This window comes from Haloferax gibbonsii ATCC 33959 (assembly GCF_000336775.1).
Classification (GTDB): domain Archaea; phylum Halobacteriota; class Halobacteria; order Halobacteriales; family Haloferacaceae; genus Haloferax; species Haloferax gibbonsii.
In genome coordinates, this window is the sequence record NZ_AOLJ01000011.1 from 99,457 (window position 1) to 113,934 (window position 14,478).

Annotated in this window: 15 protein-coding genes; 4 read left to right on the forward strand and 11 right to left on the reverse strand. The window is 68.6% G+C overall.

Annotated features, from left to right (window positions below; translation table 11 throughout):
* The 4 genes from C454_RS03285 to C454_RS03300 are packed head-to-tail and all read right to left on the reverse strand — an operon-like array spanning position 1 to position 3,337.
* Positions 1-420, reverse strand: coding sequence for a cobalamin B12-binding domain-containing protein (locus C454_RS03285; protein ID WP_004972603.1), 420 nt, complete (start codon positions 418-420; stop codon positions 1-3).
* 57 nt (positions 421-477) lie between these two features.
* A complete protein-coding gene (locus tag C454_RS03290) occupies positions 478-2,304 on the reverse strand; it encodes a S9 family peptidase (protein ID WP_004972604.1) in 1,827 nt (608 codons plus the stop codon).
* A 39-nt stretch (positions 2,305-2,343) separates the two neighbouring features.
* Positions 2,344-3,066, reverse strand: coding sequence for a hypothetical protein (locus C454_RS03295; RefSeq protein WP_004972605.1), 723 nt, complete (start codon positions 3,064-3,066; stop codon positions 2,344-2,346).
* 13 nt (positions 3,067-3,079) lie between these two features.
* Complete coding sequence (locus tag C454_RS03300) at positions 3,080-3,337, reverse strand: MTH865 family protein (RefSeq protein ID WP_004972607.1); 258 nt, start codon at positions 3,335-3,337, stop codon at positions 3,080-3,082.
* A gap of 152 nt (positions 3,338-3,489) precedes the next feature.
* Between C454_RS03300 and C454_RS03305 the strand changes: the two genes are divergently transcribed.
* Together C454_RS03305 and C454_RS03310 are read left to right on the forward strand one after the other, a co-directional pair.
* The gene (locus C454_RS03305) at positions 3,490-4,536 is read left to right on the forward strand and encodes a M42 family metallopeptidase (RefSeq protein WP_004972608.1); all 1,047 of its coding nucleotides are present in this window, start codon (positions 3,490-3,492) and stop codon (positions 4,534-4,536) included.
* A 117-nt stretch (positions 4,537-4,653) separates the two neighbouring features.
* Entirely contained in the window at positions 4,654-5,277 is a 624-nt protein-coding gene (locus C454_RS03310) for a halocyanin domain-containing protein (protein ID WP_004972609.1), read from the forward strand.
* A 96-nt stretch (positions 5,278-5,373) separates the two neighbouring features.
* Here the strand turns inward: C454_RS03310 and C454_RS03315 are convergent, their stop codons facing one another.
* The 3 genes from C454_RS03315 to C454_RS03325 all read right to left on the reverse strand — a co-directional run bounded on the left by C454_RS03315 (position 5,374) and on the right by C454_RS03325 (position 8,495).
* Positions 5,374-6,432, reverse strand: a complete 1,059-nt coding sequence (locus C454_RS03315; protein ID WP_004972612.1) for a glycosyltransferase family 4 protein — start codon at positions 6,430-6,432, stop codon at positions 5,374-5,376.
* Positions 6,433-6,537: 105 nt separating this feature from the next.
* Positions 6,538-7,179: a DUF420 domain-containing protein gene (locus C454_RS03320; protein WP_004972613.1), complete on the reverse strand. Its 642-nt coding sequence runs from the start codon at positions 7,177-7,179 to the stop codon at positions 6,538-6,540.
* Positions 7,180-7,448: 269 nt separating this feature from the next.
* A complete protein-coding gene (locus tag C454_RS03325; RefSeq protein ID WP_004972614.1) occupies positions 7,449-8,495 on the reverse strand; it encodes an NAD(P)-dependent glycerol-1-phosphate dehydrogenase in 1,047 nt (348 codons plus the stop codon).
* Between the two features lie 200 nt (positions 8,496-8,695).
* Here C454_RS03325 and C454_RS03330 point away from each other — a divergent pair, with 200 nt between their 5' ends.
* The gene (locus C454_RS03330) at positions 8,696-9,568 is read left to right on the forward strand and encodes an alpha/beta hydrolase (RefSeq protein ID WP_004972615.1); all 873 of its coding nucleotides are present in this window, start codon (positions 8,696-8,698) and stop codon (positions 9,566-9,568) included.
* A gap of 27 nt (positions 9,569-9,595) precedes the next feature.
* Here C454_RS03330 and C454_RS03335 read toward each other — a convergent pair whose 3' ends face one another.
* The 4 genes from C454_RS03335 to C454_RS03350 form a co-directional block, all read right to left on the reverse strand.
* Positions 9,596-10,303 (reverse strand): LysE family translocator, encoded by a 708-nt coding sequence (locus C454_RS03335; RefSeq protein ID WP_004972616.1) that lies wholly within the window; start codon positions 10,301-10,303, stop codon positions 9,596-9,598.
* A 124-nt stretch (positions 10,304-10,427) separates the two neighbouring features.
* Positions 10,428-11,129, reverse strand: coding sequence for a TMEM165/GDT1 family protein (locus tag C454_RS03340; protein ID WP_004972617.1), 702 nt, complete (start codon positions 11,127-11,129; stop codon positions 10,428-10,430).
* Positions 11,126-11,821, reverse strand: a complete 696-nt coding sequence (locus C454_RS03345) for a metal-dependent transcriptional regulator (protein WP_004972618.1) — start codon at positions 11,819-11,821, stop codon at positions 11,126-11,128. The genes C454_RS03340 and C454_RS03345 overlap by 4 nt, the downstream gene beginning before the upstream one ends.
* Before the next feature lie 85 nt (positions 11,822-11,906).
* On the reverse strand, positions 11,907-13,076 hold the full coding sequence (locus tag C454_RS03350; RefSeq protein WP_004972619.1) for a threonine synthase: 1,170 nt from the start codon (positions 13,074-13,076) through the stop codon (positions 11,907-11,909).
* Between the two features lie 94 nt (positions 13,077-13,170).
* On the opposite strand from C454_RS03350, the gene C454_RS03355 reads away from it, so the two are divergent.
* Positions 13,171-14,448 (forward strand): NAD(P)/FAD-dependent oxidoreductase, encoded by a 1,278-nt coding sequence (locus C454_RS03355; protein ID WP_004972620.1) that lies wholly within the window; start codon positions 13,171-13,173, stop codon positions 14,446-14,448.
* Positions 14,449-14,478: the final 30 nt, after the last annotated feature.

Genomic DNA, 14,478 nt, shown 5'->3' on the forward strand with positions numbered 1-14,478 from the left:
TCACGCTCGCTCGGGCGCGTTTTCCTTCACGAAGTCGATGGTCTCCTGCATCGGCGTGCCGGGACCGAAGATGGCGTCGACGCCCTGTTCGAGGAGTCTCGGCCGGTCTTCTTCGGGGATGATGCCGCCGACGATGACGAGCGTGTCGTCGAGCGCGCCGTACTCTTCGAGGCCGGCCATCACCTTCGGGACGAGCGTGTTGTGCGCGCCGGAGAGGATAGAGATGCCCAGTACGTCCACGTCCTCTTGGACCGTCGCCTGAATAATCTCGTCCGGAGCGCGATGCAGTCCGGAGTAGATGACTTCGAAGCCCGCGTCGCGGAAGGCGCGAGAGATGACGTGTGCACCGCGGTCGTGGCCGTCCAGTCCCACCTTCGCGATGAGACACCGGATCGTTCGCTGTTCGGAGTCCGCGCTCATAGACGGGGATTCGATGTCCCGCGCTTTGACTCTAACGGAAAATAAGGCAGGTCCGATTCAGTCGTCCGCGGCGGGCGCGCTCCGGACGTACTCGTCGAGGAAGTCGGCTATCTGGGAGTACGCCTCGATGCGGTTCTCCAGTTTGGAAAAGCCGTGGCCCTCGTCGTCGAAGATGAGTTCGCGGACGTGGGCGTGTTCCCTCGCCTCCTCGACGAGTTGGTGGGCCTCGCTGACCGGCACCCGCGGGTCGTTCTCGCCGTGGAGGACGAAAAGCGGCGCGCGAATCTTCTCGACGTTGTTGATGGGCGAGATGGATTCGAGGAACTCGCGGTCGTCTTCGAGCGACCCGTACTCGGCCTCGCGGAGTTCGCGCCGCCAGTCGCCCGTGTTTTCGAGGAACGTCACGAAGTTGGCGATGCCGACGATGTCGACGCCGGCGGCCCACAGGTCCGGGTACTCGGTCATCGCCGCGAGCACCATGAACCCGCCGTACGAGCCGCCCATGGCGACGATTTTGTCGGGGTCGACAGCCGGGTGGTCGTGGAGCCACTCGACGGCGGCTTCGATGTCCGCGACGGAGTCCATCCGCTTTTCGACGTCGTCGAGGTGGCCGTACGCCTTCCCGTAGCCCGCGGAGCCGCGGACGTTCGGCTCGAAGTAGGCGTAGCCGCGCGAGAGGAAGTACTGCTTGACCGCCGAGAACGACGGCCGGCGCTGGGACTCCGGCCCGCCGTGGATGTCCACGATGACGGGCGTCTCGCCCTCCGGCGACTCCTCGGGGAGCGTGAAGAACGCCGGGATGTCGCGGCCGTCGAACGTCGGATACCGGACGAGCTCGGGCGGAACGAACGTGTCCCGCGGGATGCCCGCCGTCGCCGCGAGCGTCCATCGCTCGGCGTCGCCCGTGGCCAACTCGACCACGTAGACGTTCGCGGTGTCGGCGCTGGCGGTGACGGTGACCGCGGCGCGCTCGCCGTCCGGGGAGAACGAGACGCCGCCGGCGACACCGTTCGGCAGGTCGGGTTGGGGGAGCACGTCGATGCGGTCGGGCGCGGTGAGTTCGCCGAAGGTGAGTTCCGTGTACCCCTCGACGTTCCGGGAGTAGACGAGCCGACGCGACTCGCGGTCGATGCTGATGCCGTCCAGTTCGTGGTCGCCGCCGGTGTCGACGGTCGTGAACTCCCCGGAGGCGAGTTCGTAGCGGACGAGTTCCAGCGTGTCGCTCCCGCGGTCGGTCACCATGTAGACGTTCTCTCCGTCGGGCCCCCACTCGGGGCTCTGGAAGCGGACCGTCCCCTGATGCGGCGTGAGGTGGGTCAGCTCGCCCGTGGCGAGGTCGAGGACCGACACGTCCTGGTCGAAGTTCGAGTACGCCTCTTGGACGATGAGCTTCGAGTCGTCGGGCGACCATCCGCCGACGGTGAGCCAGCCGTCGCCCTCGTGGACGAGTTCGGCGTCGGTGCCGCTCGCGTCGCGGGCCTGCACGTACACGTCGAAGACGGCGTTGTCGCGGCGGTTCGAGGTGAACGCGAACCGCTCGCCGTCGTGGCTCCAGCCGCCCCAGCGGTGCTTGGCGTCCGGGTGTTCGGTCAGGTTCTCGATGACGCCGGTGTCGGGTTCGAGTCGGAACAACTGCGCGCGCTCGTTGCCGCCTTTGTCCATGCCGAAGGCGAGTTCGGGGCGCTCGGGCGACCACGAGGCGAAGGTGACGCGTTCCTCGTAGAACGTCCGCTGTTCGGGCCACGCGCCGGGCGAATCGACCGTCCAGACCTGCGGGACGCCCGTCGTGTCCATGAGGAACGACAGGCGCTCGCCGTCGGCCGAGAACGAGGCGCCGTAGGCGCTCCTGATGTTCAGGTAGCGCTCGATGTCGTACGTTCGCATACCTCGAATTGCCCCGGCGACGAGAAATCGGTTTGGGTGTCAGAAGTCCGAAAGCCGCGCGTCCTCGCGGTCGGTCCACCCGCGCATCTTCGCGTAGGCCTCGGGGTTCGTCGGCACGCCCTCGGTGTTGAGCAGGCGCTCCGGGTACAGTTCGAAGGCGATGCCGATGAGTTGGTACTCCAGTTCTTCGAGGTACGGCCGCGTGTCGGGGTACGGCCCCTCGGTGCCGACCGCCCACGGTTCGACCCAGAAGTAGACCGGTTCGCGGAGCCGCGGCGGGTCTGTCGAGGCGAACAGCGCGTCCACCCAGCGGTCGTACTTCCCCGGCCCGTCGCCGCGGAAGACCGCCGACGAGAGGTCGCCGACGTGGTAGTAGTTCCCGTAGCCCCAGCGCGCGAGCTTTCCGTCGTTCGTGTCGACGTTCTTGAGGTTGCTGTTGAGGTCGGTGCCGGACGCGCCGAACTTCCCGCACTTGCCGAGGTACCGGGGGACCACCTCGTCGCCGTCGAGGGTGTACATCATGTAGACGAGCCCCTCGTAGCGGCCCTCGCGTCGGTCGTAGTCGGCGACGACGCGGCCGCCGGCCTCGCGGAGTCGGCGCTCCATGCGCTCGCCGCGGCGGAGCGTCCGCCGGCCGGAACGGCCGTACGCGATGGTCTCGACGGTCTCGTCGGCGGCCGTCTCGAAAAGTGAAATCGGGTCCGCGGCGTCGACGAAGCGGTCGACGAAGCGGTCCCAGAGCGCGCGTTTCGTCTCGGTCACGCGACGACCGAACTCAGATCATGTCTTCGGCCTTGAGGCCGGCGATGATGTCGTCGACGAGGCTCTCGGCGTCCTCGTACGGGAAGTCCTGGTGCTTGCCGAGCTTCGCGGCCAGCTCCATCGCCGTGATGGTCACGTCGTCGGCCTTGAACTTCGTGCCCGGACCGTTCGGGAGCGCGGGGACGAGAGACATCTGGTTCTTCACGGGGAAATCGGCGTTCGCGAAGGCGTCCATGAACTGCTCGCGGAGCTGAGCTTCGGTGTCGGACATACCGTGTACCTACGTAGAGAGGTGGAAAAGGGTTCCGGAACAATAATAAATATATTTAGAGTTCTTTGCGAGACGGCGCGGCGGCCCGCCGAGTGTCGGCACGCTCGCCCGGGACTGATGGACTTATCTACAACGGCAATTCATGCACTCGCATGGACTTCGACTTCGACCGCCTGAAGCAACTCACCGAGACCAGCGGTGTCCCCGGCTACGAGGACCGAATCCGCGCGCTCGTCCGCGAGGACCTCGAAGCGACGACCGACTCCGTCCGGGTCGACGCGATGGGCAACGTCGTCGGCACCATCGAGGGCGAAGGCGACTACGAGGTCGCCGTCGCCGCCCACATGGACGAAATCGGCTTCATGGTCCGTCACGTCAACGACGAGGGCTTCCTGCAGCTCGACGCCCTCGGCGGCTGGGACCCCCGCGTCCTGAAAGCCCAGCGCGTGACGGTTCACACCGAAGACGAGGACCGCACCGGCGTCATCGGTTCGGTCCCCCCGCACACGCTGACTGAAGAACAGAAGCAGAAAGAGCCGAAAGTCGAGGACGTGTACGTCGACCTCGGCCTCCCCGCAGAGACCGTCGAGGAGACCGTCTCCGTCGGCGACCTCGTGACGATGGAGCAGACGACCGTCCGCATGGGGAACCACGTGACGGGCAAGGCCATCGACGACCGCGTCTGCCTGTTCGCCATGCTGGAGGCCGCCCGGCGCATCGAGAACCCCGAGGTGACGGTCCACTTCGCCGCGACGGTCCAGGAGGAAGTCGGCCTCCGCGGCGCGCAGGCGCTCGGCGTCGACCTCGACCCCGACCTCGCGCTCGGCCTCGACACCACCGTCGCCAACGACGTGCCCGGATTCGACCCCGCAGACCACGTCACGAAACTCGGCGAGGGCGCGGGCATCAAGCTCAAGGACTCCAGCGCCATCGCCAACCCGAAGGTCCACCGTCGCCTCCGCAGCGTGGCCGAGGACAACGACATCGCCTACCAGCTGGAACTGCTCCCCGCGGGCGGCACCGACACCGGCGGCTTCCAGAACAGCTACGGCGCGAAGCCCGTCGGCGCGATTTCGATGCCGACGCGCTACCTCCACACCGTCACCGAGAGCGTCCACGAGGACGACGTGGTCGCTTACATCGACCTCCTGACGGCCTTCCTGGAGAGCGAGACGGGCGAGTTCGACTACACGCTGTAGGCGACCCCCCGGCGGCGCGGCCGATACCGCGGGGCGCCCCCTATATCGAGGCGCGGCACCCCCGACCGGCGGACGAGAACCAAAGTATTCACTACAGGCCCACACCAAGCGGCGGACATGACCGACGGCAACGTGGATATGTCTCGGCGGGCGTTCCTCGGGGCGGCCGCTGGCGGCGCGGCGGTCGCCGCCACTTCCGGCACGGCCGCGGCGCAGACGGAAGAACCAGACTTCGGTGGCCACCTCGACGGCATCGACGGGGGTTACGAAGACCTCCGCGGCCAGAGCGAGGTCACCATCGAAGTGGGCGCGGAAGGTAACGGCGGCGCACTCGCGTTCGCGCCCGCCGGCGTCTGGATAGACACCGGAACGACCGTGACGTGGGAGTGGACCGGCGAGGGCGGCGGCCACAACGTCGTCGCGAGCGAGGGCGCGTCGCTCGACTCCGGCTCGGCCGTCTCCGAGGCCGGAAGCACCTACGAATACACCTTCGAAGAGGGCGACGCGGGCATCACGAAGTACCACTGCGTGCCCCACGAGGCGCTCGGCATGCTCGGCGCGGTCGCCGTCGGCAGCGACGTGCCGACCGTCAGCACCGGCGGTGGCGGCGGTTCGAACCTCCCGCAGGTCCCCGACAGCGCGAAGTCCCTCGGCGTGGCCACGACGTTCGCGATGGTCGCGACGCTCGGCCTCGCGTACTTCTTCATGAAGTACGGTGGCGACTACGACGTCCAGGACTGACGCGGTCGTCACTCCTCTCGATTTTTACCAGTCACGAGCGGCCGCACTCGCTCGGGTTCGGTCGCCGCCGCGACAGCCGCCGGCACGGTGGCCGAGTCAGAAGAAGCCGTAGTCGTCGCGCTCGGTCTCGTACACCGACTCGTACTGTTCGATGACACGCCGGTAGTCGTAGCTCGCGAAGTCGTCGTCGACCGTCTCGTGGTCGTACCTGCGGGCGGCGACGATTTCGTCCGCGAGTTCCTGCGGACTCGTGACGAGCGACCCGCGCTCGCGGCCCTCGACGAGTTCGTGGGCCGACGACCGAGCCTGATACTCGACGATGGACACACAGCCGCAGGCGAGCGCCCACAGCAGGTTCGTCGCGAAAGGCTCGACCGTCGCCGTCTGCGCGAAGACGTGCGCGCCCTTCATGATGGGCACCGCCTCGTCAGCCGGGAGTTCGCCGAGGAACTCCACGCGGTCGTCGATGCGGAGGTCGCGGGCGGTCTGTTCGGCCGTCGAGCGCTCCGGGCCGTCGCCGATGACGGCGGCGGACCACTCCTTGTCGCGGAGTTCCGCGAGCGCGAGGAGGAAGCTCTCGACGTTCGCGTGCTCGTCGAGGTCGCGGGCGTACACCACGTCCGCGCGCTCCTCGGCGTCGGCGCTCCGGACGAGGTCCATGCTGATGGGCTCGGGGACGAGACGGGTCGCGTCGACCGGCGCGCCGAGTTCGCGGACCTGCGTGCGGACCATCTCGGAGGGGACCAAGACGGCGTTCGGGGCCTTCGCCGCCCGCCGGTAGGCCCGCGAGCCGCCGCGGTCGTCGCGGGTCCACCAGTCGGCGACGACCGGCGTCCGGAGGAACCGCGCCGCGGTCTTGACCGCCGCGACGTGCGACGGCGGGTAGCTCGCGACCTGAATCACGTCGGGGGAAACCTCGCGGAGGGCGAAGGGAACGCGGGAGGCGAAGCCGCCGACGGAGGGCGCGTCGGTCACGCGGTGATAGGTCACCCCGTCTTGTTTGAACTCGACGACCTCGCCGTCCCACCACTTCGCACAGAGCACCGTCACCTCGTGGTCGCGCTCGGCGAGGAGTTCGGCCGTCCGTCGGAGCCGTCTGGTCGCTCCCGTCTCCTCGTGGTGCGTCGTGTACATCGAGACGAGCGCGACTCGCATATTCGCCGCCACTACGCCGCGCAATAAAAATCCACAGTTTTCGAGGGCGCGACACGAGCGGCCGCCGGAGCGCCGACAGAACGGAGCGCGGTCCGGCGACGCGCCTCAGAGCCCGACGGCGGGTGCGACGAGCGCGCCCGCGGACTCGACGGCGGTGACCGTGTACTCCCAGCTGTAGATGTGGTTGAGAAGCAGGTACGTCACGACGCCGAGGGCGAGCGAGACGAGCCACGCGCCGGCCGCGATGCGGCCGACCTTCCGGTGGGGCGTCTCGGTCCGGAGTTCGCGCTCGGAGTGGGTTATCCCGAGGATGAGCGCGTAGAGGACGACCGGCACCGAGACGATAGAGAGGATGATGTGAATCGCCAGCATCGCCAGATACGGGTAGTACGCGAACGCGGGGCCGACGAACTCCTTGGTGCCGCCGCCGCCGATTTTGGCGAGATACATCACCAGAAAGACGAGGATGAGGCCGAACGACGTGACCATCGCGGCCGCGTGCTTCTTGACCTCGTCGCGGCGAATCCAGCGCCAGCCCGCCGCGATGACGAGGACGTTCACCGTGTTCACGACGGCGATGGCGTCGGAGAGGTGGTTCACCTGTGGGAGCGACAGGTCGGGGAAGACCCTGCCGGGGACGACGCCGAGGAACGTCCCGATGACGAGGGCGTACCCGACGACCGAGAGGACGGCGGTCGCGGCCGCGGGGTGTTCCTTCAGGGGGTTGTCTGCGCTCGCAGTTGCCATGGGCGGGGCTTGGGAAGACGGCGTATTCCGTCTTCGGGTTCCGGACGGCGTTTGAGAGTGGTACCACCAAGACTCGACTCAATCCACGACTGTGCGAAGTCGACTTGCTTCGGTCGGAACCCCGTGTTACGGAGTCCCGAGAGCACCACGTCGTGTGACACGAAAGCGCGGTACCACGAGCGAGGCCGGAGGCCGAGTCTCGTGGCTTTTTCCCTCCAAGTTTTTGCGCCGAGTGGTCGCCTCGCGACCCGAGGCGTAAAAAGGTGGGCTTAGATGACGCCGGTGATGGTCGCGGCCTCGATGGCCGCCTCCTCGCTCACGCCGTTGCCGAGAATCGTGTAGCGGTCGCGAATCTCGTGCGCGGTCGTGAGCGCCTCGATAATCGTCTCGTCGTCGATGCCGAGTTCGTCCGCGGTCGTCGGCGCGCCCATCGTCGACAGGGCGTCGCGGATGTCGGTCCACTCGCCGCGCGCGCCGCTGTGGAAGTACTCGGTCATGATGGAGCCGACGCCGACCTGATGCCCGTGGAGGGCGCTTCCGGGGGCGATGCGGTCGAGCTGGTGCGAAAAGAGGTGCTCCGCGCCCGACGCGGGCCGCGAGGAGCCGGCGATGGACATGGCGACGCCCGAGGAGACGAGCGCCTTCGTCACGATCCACGCGGACTCTTCGAGCCCCGGTTTGATGGAGTCGGCGCTACCGACGAGCATCTCGGCGGTCATCTGCGAGAGCGCGCCCGCGTACTCGGAGTACTCGACGTTCTTCAGGCGGTGGGCCAGCTCCCAGTCTTTGACCGCGGTGTAGTTCGAGATGATGTCGGCGCAGCCGGCGGTCGTGAGCTCCCACGGAGCCTCCGCGAGCAGTTCCGTGTCGGCGACGACCGCGAGCGGCGGGTCGGCGGCGACCGAGTGGCGGGTGTCGCCCTCGGGAATCGAGGACCGACCCGAGACGATGCCGTCGTGGCTCGCCGCCGTCGGGACCGAGATGAACCCGCAGTCGAGGCGGTCGGAGGCCATCTTCGCCACGTCGATGGGCTTGCCGCCGCCGAGGGCGATGAGGTAGCCCGCGTCGGCCTCGCGCGCCGCGTCGACGACGCGCTCGACCGACTCGAAGCTCGCGCGGTCCAAGGAGACCGAGGAGATACCGTCGAACTGCTCGCGGACCCGGTCGCCGGCGATGCGGTTCGGCGACGGACTCGTGACGAGAAACGGCTCGCCCGAGAGGTACAACTCGTCGACCGCGGCCGAGAGGTCGTCGAGCACGCCGTGGCCCTGAAGGACGCTCCGGGGCAGCTTTATCCACGTCGATTTGTCGAACATACGCGGAAATCGGCCACGGCGGTTCATAGTGTTTCTCGTCTCGGCGGCCGGACGGCCCCCCGTCTGTCACCCCGAGCGCGACACGGTAACCCGGTTTGGGCCGCCTCGTGGGACAGTATCTCAACGTACCGAACCGTAGTTTGATTTATCACGTTTCGCTTCGCACGAAAGACACCCGCAGACGCGCGGGTAGACAACCCATGGCACACAGACGGCAGTTCCTCGTAACGACAGCAGCAGCGCTCTCCGGACTCGCGGCCCTCGGAAGCGGTTCCGCGGCCGCCGCGTCGGTTCCGCACGTCTCGACGCGCGACCACTTCGACGACGACGGCTCGCTCGCGTCCGGTCACACCACCCGCGGCTACGACACCTCCGGCGACGTGCCCGGCGTCGACGCCGGGTGCGCCTCCGACCTGACCGTGTTCGTCCACGGCTGGGACAAGGACGGCGACGACCCCGAGGCGGCCGCCCTCGACAAGATAGCGACGGCCGACGCCGAACTCTCCGCCGCCGGCTACGGCGGGGCGGTCGTCGGCTACACGTGGGACAACGACAAGGGCGGCGGCTGGGACTACGGCTGGTCCGAGTCGCAGGACATCGCCCAGGCGAACGGCCGCAAACTCGCGCAGTTCGCCGTCGACCTCAAGGCGGCCTGTCCGGGCGCGACCCTCCGGTTCGCCAGCCACTCGCTCGGCGCGCAGGTCGTCTTCAGCGCGCTCCGAACCCTCGACGGCCGAAGCGATTGGACCGACCCGGGCCACGAGGTGGCGACCGTCCACCCGTTCGGGGCCGCGACCGACAACGAGGTCCCCGGGGAGGAAGAAGGGCGAGCCACCTACGAGGCCATCCGCGACCGGACCGGCCACGTTCACAACTACTACAACGAGGCCGACGACGTGCTCCAGTGGGTGTACAACACCATCGAGTTCGACCAGGCACTCGGCGAGACCGGTCTCGAAGACGGCGACACGCCGCCCGGGAACTACACCGACCACGACGTGGAGGGGCAGGTCGGCGACGACCACAGCAACTACCTGAACACGATTGCCGACGACATCGTCGGCGACATGTAGCGGCTCAGAAACTCATTTTTCCGCGCGTCAGAGCACGAGCGACCGCACCGCGTCCCAGATGGAGACGAGCGCCCGCACCGCGTCCCAGGTGAAGACGAGCGACCGCACCGCGTCCCAGATGAAGACGACGCCGAACCCGCCGAGAACGACGGCGCTGACGGCGGCGACGGCGGGCGCGAAGGAGTCGACGCGCTGTTCGGCCGCGACGAGCGCCGCGGGGAACCCGGTCACCCAGAGCGCGATACCGCCGAAGAAGCCGAGGATGAGCGCCGGGCTGCCCGTCTCGACGATGAGCAGATTCGACAGCGACGCGCCGAGATAGGGCGTGTGGGCGAGCACGTCGACGGTCCCGGTTTCGAGCAGGCCGACGCCGATGGTGAGCCAGAACAGAATCTGATAGGGGTTCGTCAGCGCGAGCACGAACGCCTTCGTGAAGCCGGCGCTGTCCTCGTCGGGGTCGGCGGCCTCGCGGAACGTGGTGTCCATCTCCTGTGCCGCGCCGTAGGCGAAGTAGAGCATGAGGACGCCCCCGGCACCGACCATGACGGCCTGCACCGTCGGAAACTGCTCGACGAACGCGACGAGGCCGAGCGCCGCGAGGACGAAAAACAGCGCGTCGGCGCTCATCGCGCCGAGTCCGGCGCGAGCGCCCGCGGTCCACCCGCGGACGACGCTCTCCTCGGCGATGACGGCGTTCATCGGGCCGGGCGGCGCGGCGAGGGCCAGCCCGAACACCAAGCCGGCACCCAAGGACGGGAGGAGGGTAGACATGGCTCTCTCTTGGGCGCGATGCCGTGAAAAATGGCGCGGAAGCGACGGCGCAGGGGTTCAGCCCCCCGAACAGATAGTCGGCCGCCGGTCAGACCAGCGCGAGGACGGCGTCGCTGACGGTGCCGACGAGCGTCTCCCAGACGGAGAAGTCGGTGGCCATGGCGAGCAGGGTATCGACGGCGAAGAAGCCGAACAGGGCGGCCGCGCCGAGGTACGCCTTGCGCGTGTCGACCCGGCCCGAGAAGCGGTGGAAGAAGTACGCGTTGGCGATGCTCACGGGGATGATGGCGAGCATCTCACCCACCCAGATGGCCGAGGTCGCGCCGTACTGCACGGCCAGACCGATGGTGACGAGTTGGGTCTTGTCGCCGAACTCGCCAGCGGCCATCATGGCGAAGATGGGCAGAAAGCCGCCGAAGCCCTGCGTCGACAGTTCGCGACCGAACACCGTCGGCGCGTCGTCGAACCCGGAGACGCCGCCGTCGGTGGTCGCGACCTCGCTCCCCGCGGACGCGTCGGGTGCAGCGCGATAGAGCAACACCGCGAACGTGGCGAACAGGACGGCGGTGATGGCGTCGAGCGCGGCCGGCGGGAGCGCGCTCTTGAGCGCCTGCCCGAGCATGATTTCGAGGGCCGTCCAGAGTGCGAACGCCGACCCCGCGGCCGCGACGACGACCTTCGGGTCGAAGCGGGTCGAGAGGCCCGCGATGATGAACTGGACCTTCTCGCCCGGCAGGACCGCAAGTTGGGAGACGAGGGCGATGACGAGAATCTCCCACCAGCCGGTCACGCCGGCGACACCTCCTCGCTACTCGGCTCGTCGGGCGGTCGGACGCGAATCGTTCGGGCCACCGACTCCGGGAGGCTCTGCTCGCGCCCGTCGTCGCCGACGCGCACCGTCACCATTCCGAAGGGGGCGATGTCGGTCACTTCGATGGTCGTGCCGGGCGTGACGCCGGCCTCGGAGAGGTACTCCAACTCCGCGGGGTCCCGGTCGCTGACACGGGCGACGACGAGGTGGTCACCGACCTCGCACTCGGAGAGCGCCGACAGCCCCGAGGAGTCCGGCGGCGTGAGGTCGGCGCTCGGAATGGGGTCGCCGTGGGGGTCGACCTCGGGTTCGCCGAGGGCGGCCGCGACCCGCTTTTCGAACTCCTCGCTGATGTGGTGTTCGAGCGCGTCCGCCTCGTCGTGGACCTCGCTCCACGAGTAGTCGAGGTGCTCCGTGAGGTACGCCTCCAAGAGGCGGTGGTGGCGGAGGACTTCCAGCGCGACGGTCTCGCCTTCCGTGGTCAGTTCGACGCCCTTGTACTTCTCGCGGTCGACCAGCCCGCGCTCTTCGAGCTTGCCGACCATGCTCGTCACGGTCGGCGGCGTCTTCCCGAGGTACTCCGCGATGTCGGAGGTCGAAACCGGCGGTCCCTGCTCCATCTGGAGCGTGTAGATTGCCTTCAGGTAGTCCTCCATCACGTCGCTCAACATACCACGGATTAGATGCGTCTAAAGTAAAAGTCTGATGGAGGTAACGTGGACGTTCGAACGGGGAACCAGCCGGCCGAAGCGGTCCTCAGACGCCCTGTCCCATCAGGTGACTGCGGAGGATGTCGGCGTTCTTCGTCCCGGACTCGGTGTTGACGACGACGACCGTGTCGTCCTCGTCGAACTCGTCCGCGAGTTCCCACGCGCCGGCGAGCGCGACGCCGCCCGCGGGACCGACCTCGACGCCGGCGGTCTGGGCGGCGGTGACGGCGGATTCGAGCGCGTCGTCGTCGCTGACGGCGACGGCCGCGCCGCCGGACTCGCGGACGGCACGGAGCGCGAGCAACCCGCCCGCGGGGTCCGGAATCTCCAGTTCGCCGACGATGGTGTCCGGGTGGTTCCACGCCTCGTGGGCGTCGCTTTCGGCCTCCCACGCGGTGGTGACCGGCGAGCACCCGACGGACTGCGCGGCGACGAGTTTGGGGACCGACTCGACCAGTCCGAGTTCGACGAGGTCGGAAAAGCCCTTGTGGACGCCGTAGGCGAGTTCGCCGGTCGAGACGGGGACGACGACCCAGTCAGGCACCGACCAGTCGAGGCGCTCTGCGACCTCGTAGGCGATGGTCTTCGCGCCGTCGTGGCGGTAGGGGTTGTCGAACTCCTGGAGCGTGTGCCAGTCGCTCTTGAGCTGTTCGTGGAGCGCCGAGAGGGCGTCGGGGTAGCGCCCGCCGACGACCTTCATCTGGCCGCCGTGGACGTTCACCATGGCCTTGTTCGGGAACGGCGTCCGCGAGGGGACGAAGCCGTAGGAGCGAGCGTCCACGAGGCCCGCGTAGGAGGCCGCCGACTGCGCGCCGTTGCCGGGCGAGGCGTGCGCGACGACCTCGGCGTCGGCCTCGCGCGCGGCGGTGACGGCGAGCGAGAAGCCGCGGTCGAGGAACGTCCCGGTCGGGTTGCGGCCCTCGTCCTTGATGAGGAAGGAGCCGACGCCGGCCTCCTCGCCGAGCGCGTCGGCCGCGACGAGCGGCGTCGCGCCCTCGTTGGCGGTCACCGGCTCCGCGAAGGGGAGCAGTTCGCGGTAGCGCCACATCGTGTCGAAGGGGCGCTCGGCGAGCGTCTCGGCGTCCCACTCGACCGCGTCGAGGTCGTAGGTGGGGTCAAGCGGCGCGTCGGCGTCGCTCGCGCCGGTCGCGTCCGCGTCGTACTCGTCGCCGGTCTCCGTGCACACCAGCCCGGAGAAGGTGTCGGACGTCTGCATGGGCGGGGCTTACGGGGGGAGGGACTAAGCCCTTCCCGTCGGCCGATGGCCGCCACCCGTAGCGGCTTTGTGTCGCCCGTCCGAGAGACGAGATATGGACGATAGCCACATCGCGGTCGTCGGTGCGGGCCTCGCGGGCCTCGTCGCCGCGCGACACCTCGCCGCCGACGGGGCCGACGTGACCGTCGTGGAGCGGCGCGACGACGTCGGCGGACGGGTCCGCACCCGGACGAAAGACGGCTTCACGCTCGACCGCGGGTTTCAGGTCCTCTTCACCGACTACCCCGCGGTCCGGCGGGAACTCGACCTCGACGCGCTCGACCTCCGGCGGTTCACGCCCGGCGCGACCATCTGCCGACCGAGCAGGCGCGCGGTCCTCTCGGACCCCTTCCGCGACATCGGGAGCCTGTTCGAGTCCGTCCGCAACCCCGAGGTGACGACGAGCGACAAGCTCCGGACGCTGGCGCTCAGACAGGACGTGAGCACCCGCGACGAAGAGGGAATCTTCGCCTCGGCGGACCGGAGCATCCGGTCGTACCTCCGCGACTGGGGCTTCTCCGAGGACTACATCGAGCACTTCGTCGCGCCCTTCTACGGCGGCATCACGCTCGATCGCTCGCTCTCCTCGTCGAAGCGGGTGTTCGAGTACACCTTCAAGATGCTCTCGACGGGGAGCACCGCGGTCCCCGCGGCGGGGATGCAGGCGGTTCCCGAGCAACTCGCCGACGCCGCCCGCGACGAGGGCGCGACCGTCCGCCTCGGCGAGCGCGTCGAGTCGGTCGAGTCCGACGGCGACGGCGCGGTCGTCACCACGGGCCGCGAGTCGCTCGAAGCCGACGCGGTCGTCGTCGCCACCGACCCCAAGGAGGCGCGGCGACTGACCGGCGTCGGGTCGATTCCGACCGAGGCACACGGCTGCGTCACCCAGTACTACACGCTCCCGAGCGGGAGCGGCCTCGACGCGGGCAAGCGAATCATGCTCAACGCGCCGAGCCCCGACCCCAACACGGTCGTCCCGCTGTCGACCGTCGCACCGGAGTACGCCCCGCCGGGCGCTGAACTCCTGAACGCGACGTTCCTCGGCGCGGCCGCACAGGACAACTCCGAGGAGGAACTGTTCGAGAAGACTCGGCGGACGCTCGAAGCGTGGTACCCCGACCGCTACTTCGACGACCTCGAACTGCTCCACACCGACTACATCTCCTTCGCGCAGTTCGCCCAACCGCCCGGCGTCCACGAGTCGCTTCCGGACGCCCGCGACGCCCCCGGCCGGGCGTACCTCGCCGGCGACTACACCGCGTGGTCGTCGATTCAGGGCGCGATGCGGAGCGGGAAAGAGGCGGCCGACGCCGTCCGCGACGACCTCTCCTGAGCCGGTGCGCGCCTTGCGGAGCGGTCTGCC